Below are 5,264 nucleotides of genomic sequence, written 5' to 3' on the forward strand. Positions count from 1 at the left end.
TGGTGCTGCACAAAGTGCGCCTCCTGCACCGGGGACCGCGGGGGGAGTGGGCGGGGGGGTTTCTGTGCCGCCCGCGGGGCGGCGGGGGGACCGCAGCCGCCCGGTCCTCCTACCGCCCGCCCGCCGCCTTCACGTACGTGCTCCAGATCCGGCCGGGCAGCGTCGAGTCCAGGGTGTCCGGGGCGGCACCGCCCAGTCCTTCGAGGGACAGCAGCTTCATGTCCCGCAGGTCGGCCCGGAAGACCGTGACCGCCGTGGCGAGCTGCCCGCTGTAGCCGACCGCCCACCCCGCCGTGCGGTCCGGGGTGGTGCCGGGCTTCGCTGCCGGATCGGACCCCGCTTCGGCCGCCCAGCCGGCGCTGCCGCCGCGGACTGCGCCCTTGAGGGCCGCGTCGACCTCGGCGGCGACGGCCGGTGACAGCGCCTGGACGGCGGTGGGCAGGCGCAGCGTGAGCGGCTCGCCGTTGCGGGTGATGCGGAGAACGGAGTACGGGTCGGTGCGGCTGCCGCCGGCGGCGAAGGCGGTGTAGGCGTCGGCGGTGCGGATGGCGCTGGGGGTGGAGTTGCCGACCGCGAAGCCGGGGCTGAGTTCGCCCATGGCGCTGGGGAGGAGGCCGAGGGCGGCGGCGGTCTTCTGTACCCGTTCGAGGCCGATGTCCAGGCCGAGTTGCATGATCGGCCCGTTGACGGACTGCTCGACGGCTCCGCGCAGGGTGACCTGGCCCCAGTCACGCTTGCCGTCGTTGGCGGTCTTGGCGATCTTGCCGTCGCGTCCCCAGTACGGGCCCTCCGGGGTCATCACGTTCACCCCGTTGTCCCCGTTGTAGGTGGTGCCGGGGGTGACCGGGGTACGGGTGGCGCCCCGTGCGCGTTGCACGCCCTGGTCGAGCCCGGCGGCGTAGACCAGCGGGGTGAAGGCCGAACCGAGCGGCACTGTGGAGGTGTTGGCGTTGTTGAAGCCCTGCTTGAGGTAGTCGGGGCCGCCGTAGAGGGCGACGATCCGCCCGTCGGGGGCGACGGAGGCGGCGCCGACCTTGAGGAGCTTGTCGGTGTCCCGGGCGCCGGGGTCGATGTCCTTCGTGGCTTCCTGGACGGCGGCGGCGAGGGCGGTGACCCTGGGCTTCTCGAAGGTGGTGTGGATCTGGTGGCCGCCGAGGTCGAACTCGGCGGGGGTGATGTCGGTGTGGCTCTCCATGTAGGACTTGGCCAGGTCGACCAGGTAGCCGACCTGACCGCTGAGGCCGGCGGACTTCGGCTGCGGCTTGGGTTCGGGGAAGACGGTGTACCGGGCACGGTCGGCGCGGGAGAGCTTTCCGGTCTCGACCATCCGGTCCAGGGTCCAGGCCCACCGCTCCTCGGCCCGTTCGCGGTTGGCCGCGCCCAGTGCCGGGTCGTACCGCCCGGCGCCCTTGAGCAGGGCGGCGAGGAAGGCGCCCTCGCTGACGTCGAGCTGGGAGACGTCCTTGCCGTAGTAGGCCGCGGCGGCGCGCTGGATGCCGTAGCTGCCGCGGCCGAACCAGCTGCTGTTGAGGTAGCCCGCGAGGATGTCGTCCTTGCTCATCCGGTCGTCGAGCTTGACGGCTATGACGGCCTCGCTGAGCTTGCGGGAGAAGTCCTGGCGCTGGTTGAGGTAGATGTTCTTGACGTACTGCTGGGTGATGGTGGAGCCGCCCTGGGTCTCGCCGCCGGAGACCAGCTGCCAGAGCGCGCGGCCGATGCCCTTGGCGGAGATCCCCGGGTCCGAGTAGAAGGTCTCGTTCTCGGCGGCGAGTACGGCCCACCGCACCGGTTCGGGGACGCCGTCGAGCGGCACCTCCTGCCGGTTGGTCTCGCCGATGCGGGCCATCTCGGTGCCGTCCGCCCAGTAGTAGACGTTGTTCTGCTGGGTGGCGAAGGCGTTGAGGTCCACCGGCACCTGCGTGACGGTGTAGAACCAGGCCAGCCACCCGGTCGGGCCGAGGACGCCCAGCACCACCGCCAGGAGCAGTTGCCGCCAGGAGGGCAGCCAGCGCCGGACTCCGCGCCGCCCCCTGCGCGGGTAGTCGACCCACCGTAGGCGTCGCCTCGGCGGCGGCTTCCGCCGTCGGCGTCCGGGCTTCTCCGTCTCGACCCCGCCGCCTCGCTGTGCACGCACAGTCCGTTCTCCGCTTCGTCCGTGGGTACAGAACCCCTTCGAACGGATAGATGCGGTGAGGGTCGGACCACGGCATCAGCGGTCGGTGTGATCATGCTCACAGAAGCATGTCGGCGGTGGTCACGAGAGGTGTAGGGAAAGGAGTTTGATGCCCAGTCAGCCCTTTCGGGCAGTGCCCGCCGGAACCGACGGCCCGCCCCGCCCCGGCGCCCGGTCCCGGAGGCGGCGGTAGGTCCCGACCAGGCGCGGGCCGACGGGGTGGCGCAGTCCAGGAGCCGGGTACGACGCCGAGGGGGGCGGGCCCGTGTCCGTCGGTCCGGGGCGGGCGGTCCGGGGCGGGCGATCCGACAGGCGACGGTCGCGCGATCCCACCACCGCGAACTGCTGCGCCTGCGTGGCGCCCTGCGGCAGAAGACCTCGCGACCCGACGTCAGCCCCCGTGAACCACCTCCTGCTCCCAGCCCGCGCGCGGCTGGGTGTGCAGCCGCCAGTAGTGCTCCGCGATGTCGTCCGGGTCGAAGGCGGTGCCGGGGGCGACCGCACCGGCCACCGTCACACTGGCCACGTGCACACCCGCCGCGCCGTAGGTCTGGTCCAGCAGCGTGACGAGCGTGCGCACGCCCGCCTTGCCCAGGGACAGGCTGACGTACTCCGGCCTCGGCTCGGGCATGCCGCCGGTCACCAGGACGGTGCCCCGCCCGCGCTCCGCCATCCCGGGTGCGACGTGCGCGGCGGCGGTCAGCGCGCCCACCACGTTGACCGCCCAGGCGTCCAGCTGCTCGCGGGCGGACCACTCACCGACGGCGTCCGGCCGGATCAGTGCCGCGTTGTAGACCAGTACGTCCGGCTGCCCCAGCTCCTCCGCCAGCCCGTCGAGCGCGGCCCGCAGCGCCTGCTCGTCCGTGCTGTCGGCGGTGCGCACCGCGACCTTGCCGCCGATCCGCCGCACGGCCCCGGCCACCGCCTCGGCCGTCGCCCCGCTCCGCGCGACCAGGCCGACCGGCAGGCCCTCCCGCGCGAACCGCAGCGCCACCGCCTGCCCGATCCCCGGCCCCGCTCCGACAATCACTGCTCCGGCCATGCCGTCCTCCCCGTCCGTACGATCCCTGACACCGCCAACACGCGGGAGCCACCGGCACATTCCCCCGCGGCGGTCTCGCGGACACGTCGGAGGAGGCAGCACCACCGGCTTCTTCCACGCGGTGGCGTACCGGAACGGCCGGTACGACGTCACGGTCACCGTCAGGGACGGGGGCGGACGCCCCGGCCGCCCTCCCCCGGCCGATCTCCCCCGGCCCGCCCTCCCCCGGCCGGCCCAGGACGTCCCAGGGACGGGAAACCCCTGGTGGGACGGGTGGCGCGGCGCCGAGCATGGGCCGTGTCCGAGTCACGGACCGCAGACCCGGGGGAGTTTCCCGCCGGGGTGGCCCGTGACCGCTTCCGAGATGGGGGAACCTTCCATGATCAAGCACGTGTTCCGGCGCGGAGCCGTCACCCTCGGCGCGGCGGCCGTCGCCGTCACCGCGCTCGCCGGCGTCGCCCACGCCGACCGGGGCGTCCCGTACGTCAAGCCCGGCCAGCGCGGCGACGGGGTCGCCTGCGTGCAGCAGGGGCTGCGCAACGCGGGGTACTCCATCGCGGTCGACGGCCAGTACGGCAACGCGACCTACGCGGCACTGACCGACTTCCAGCACAACCGCGGCCTCGGGGCGGACGGCATCGTCGGTCCGAAGACCGGCGACGCCCTGTACTACGGCTACCTCAAGCCCTCGGGCAACCTGGTCCAGATCGAGTTCTGCCCCACGGTCATCCCCACCAGCGGCTGACCCGCCGCCCGGACGACCCATCCGCCGGACGACCCGCCGTCCGGACGACCCGACCGCCGGATCCGGGCGGCCCACCGCTGCCCTCGTGCCGTCAGCAGGCACGGGGGCAGCGGTGCTCCGCCGCACCCCCGGACCTCCCCCTCCTCCTCCGAAGGACCAGGTAGCCCTCGACATGACCACCGACCCGATCCCCTCCCACCCCGGGCGCCGCTCGGTGCTCGCCAGCGCCTTCGCGCTCGGCACCGGCGCGCTGGTCTCCGCCACGCTCCCCGCCGGGGCGGCACGCGCCGCCACCGGCCCGGCGATCGCCTCCACGGCCGTCTGGGGCGCCCGGCCCGCGTCCGGCCCGCTCGGCATCCTGCCCGGCGCGCCGGACAAGGTGATCGTGCACCACACCGCGACCGCCAACGTCACCAACTACTCGCAGGCCGCCGCGTTCTCGCTCGCCAGGTCGATGCAGACCTACCAGATGGACAGCGAGGGCTGGATCGACACCGGTCAGCACTTCACCGTCAGCCGCGGCGCGTACATCACGGAAGGCCGGCACAACAGCCTGTCCACGCTGGCCGGCGGCACCCAGCACGTGGAGTCCGCCCACTGCACGGGGCAGAACACGGTGGCGATCGGCATCGAGAACGAGGGCACCTACAGCACCGTCGACCCCCGCAGCGAGCAGTACGCGGCGCTGGTCGCCCTCATCACCCACATCTGCCGCCAGTACGGGCTGCGGGCCTACCAGATCTACGGGCACCGCGACTTCAACGCCACCGAGTGCCCCGGCGACCGCCTGTACGCGCTGATCCCGCAGCTGCGCCGCGACGTGGCCGCCCAGATCGGCGGGGACCCGACCGGCCCGGTGTGGCCGGTGCTGAGCAGCGGCGCCTCGGGCGAGCGGATGAAGACCCTGCAGTACCTGCTGGTGCAGCGGGGCGCCTCCCTGACCGTGGACGGCTCGTTCGGTCCCGCCACCCGCAGCGCCGTCACGGCCTTCCAGAACACGGTGCACGCCTCGGCGGACGGCGTCGCGGGCAACCAGACGTGGAGCCAGGCGGTCGCGCCGCTCGCGCGCGGGGCCTCGGGCAGCGCGGTGACCGCCGTGCAGAGCCAGCTGGTCGCACACGGCGTCACGGTGACGGTCGACGGCGCCTTCGGCCCCGGGACGCAGTCCGGGGTGGCGACCTTCCAGAGCGCGGCGTCGCTGCCCGCCGACGGCGTGGTCGACGCCCGGACGTGGAGCCGGCTGCTCGCCTGACGCCCGATGCCGTACGGCTCCGGCGCCGCCCGCGGACCAGGTCACCGCGGGC

At 73.7% G+C, this 5,264-nt stretch carries 4 protein-coding genes; 2 read left to right on the top strand and 2 right to left on the bottom strand.

Going from position 1 to position 5,264, the window contains the following annotated elements; translation table 11 throughout:
* Nucleotides 1–109 precede the first annotated feature (109 nt).
* Nucleotides 110–2,134: a transglycosylase domain-containing protein gene (locus ACFWOG_RS06045; protein ID WP_380355271.1), complete on the bottom strand. Its 2,025-nt coding sequence runs from the start codon at nucleotides 2,132–2,134 to the stop codon at nucleotides 110–112.
* 430 nt (nucleotides 2,135–2,564) lie between these two features.
* Nucleotides 2,565–3,215 carry an SDR family NAD(P)-dependent oxidoreductase gene (locus ACFWOG_RS06050; RefSeq protein WP_380355274.1) on the bottom strand — a complete coding sequence of 217 codons (651 nt, stop codon included), beginning with the start codon at nucleotides 3,213–3,215 and terminating at the stop codon, nucleotides 2,565–2,567.
* Nucleotides 3,216–3,594: 379 nt separating this feature from the next.
* Here ACFWOG_RS06050 and ACFWOG_RS06055 point away from each other — a divergent pair, with 379 nt between their 5' ends.
* Complete coding sequence (locus ACFWOG_RS06055; RefSeq protein WP_329878468.1) at nucleotides 3,595–3,960, top strand: peptidoglycan-binding domain-containing protein; 366 nt, start codon at nucleotides 3,595–3,597, stop codon at nucleotides 3,958–3,960.
* A 172-nt stretch (nucleotides 3,961–4,132) separates the two neighbouring features.
* Nucleotides 4,133–5,212, top strand: coding sequence for an N-acetylmuramoyl-L-alanine amidase (locus tag ACFWOG_RS06060; RefSeq protein WP_380355277.1), 1,080 nt, complete (start codon nucleotides 4,133–4,135; stop codon nucleotides 5,210–5,212).
* Nucleotides 5,213–5,264: the final 52 nt, after the last annotated feature.

Origin of the sequence: Kitasatospora sp. NPDC058406 (genome assembly GCF_042722765.1) — a bacterium.
GTDB lineage: Bacteria > Actinomycetota > Actinomycetes > Streptomycetales > Streptomycetaceae > Kitasatospora.